We start from the raw sequence: 1361 nt of genomic DNA, 5'->3' as shown, positions 1-1361 counted from the left end.
CCATCTGTGGACGCCCCGCGGAAAGCAAGCGCAAATTTGAGGGTGCACAGGTGTCGGATGCTGCCATCTGTCCGGCCTCTGGGTGCAGAGACGTTCTGCGGGCCTGTATGGGAGTTCGCGGATCGGATCCAAAACACTACAGCGTGCTCGCGCACATTGGTAACAACTGGTTTTCCGACCCCGTCTCGCCGACGGTTGTGCCATACTCTCCTTCGATCGCCTACCTTCTCCGCCAGCCTCAGTAGCTTGGCAGTTTATACTGCTGCAGCTACCGGAGCTCGATAATCCTCTTTCTTTGTGAGCACGGCCCACACAATGCGTGCGGTCTTGTTGGCCTGTGCAACCGTGACCAACATTCGCGGCTTGCGTGTCAGCATCGAAGCAAGCCAGCCTCCTGCGGTCGGGCCTTTCTTGCTAGCGTGTCGGATCAAGGTACTCGCGCCGATAATCAGCAAACGCCGCAAGGTTCGCTCGCCCATCTTCGTTGTCCGCCCCTGCCTGGGCTTGCCGCCAGTCGATTTTTGCAATGGTGTGAGCCCTACCCAGGCGGCAAAGTCCCGCCCTCGCGCGAAAGTCTCCGCGGGTGGCGCCAGAGCGCATATAGCCGTCGCCGCGATCGGGCCGATGCCCGGGATCGTCATTAGGCGCCGCACATCCTCGTCCTCGCGAGCTCGCCGGGCGATTTCCTTGTCGAGATCAGCGATCTGAAAATCGAGCCCATCGAGCATGACCAGCATGACCCGGAGCATGTCGCGGGCTGCTACCGGCAGCGAGTTGTCGCTATCGATCACCTCGCGCAGCGACGCCATCCACATCCGGCCCTTCGGAGCAACCCAGCCGTATTCGGCCATGTGACCGCGGATCGCGTTGATCAGTTGCGTGCGCTGCCGCACCAGAAGATCTCGGGTACGGAAAACCAGCGCCGAGGCCTGCTGCTCCTCGCTCTTGACCGCGACAAAACGCATGTTCGGCCGCTGCGCGGCTTCGCTGATTGCTTCGGCATCATTTGCGTCGTTCTTCTGGTTGCGCTTGACAAACGGCTTGACGTAAGCTGGCGGGATTAAACGGACATCATGCCCCAGTTTCGCAAGTTCGCGAGCCCAGTGGTGTGCGCCGCCGCAGGCCTCCAGCGCCACCAGGCTGCGAGGCTGCGCAGAGAAGAACTCCAGCACTTTTGCCCGCGTGAGCCGCCGGCTGAAGACCTTGTGGCCATCGGCATCAACGCCGTGCGCCTGGAAAACGTGCTTTGCGATATCAAGTCCAATTGTAGTAACCTCGGCCACGGACGCCTCCTCCTGCAGGTGTGTTGACACCTACCTTGGCACATAGATGCCGTCGGGGGGCGTCCACCCCATCACTAC

General features: G+C 61.1%; 1 protein-coding gene. It reads right to left on the bottom strand.

Features of this window, described 5'->3' with window-relative positions:
* Positions 1-254: 254 nt before the first annotated feature.
* A complete protein-coding gene (locus APM_RS18325) occupies positions 255-1283 on the bottom strand; it encodes an IS110 family transposase (RefSeq protein ID WP_007424888.1) in 1029 nt (342 codons plus the stop codon).
* Positions 1284-1361: the final 78 nt, after the last annotated feature.

This window comes from Acidiphilium sp. PM (genome assembly GCF_000219295.1).
Lineage (GTDB): Bacteria > Pseudomonadota > Alphaproteobacteria > Acetobacterales > Acetobacteraceae > Acidiphilium > Acidiphilium multivorum.
Note: the sequence above shows the minus strand (reverse complement) of the source record. Positions and strands in the feature narration are given on the sequence as shown.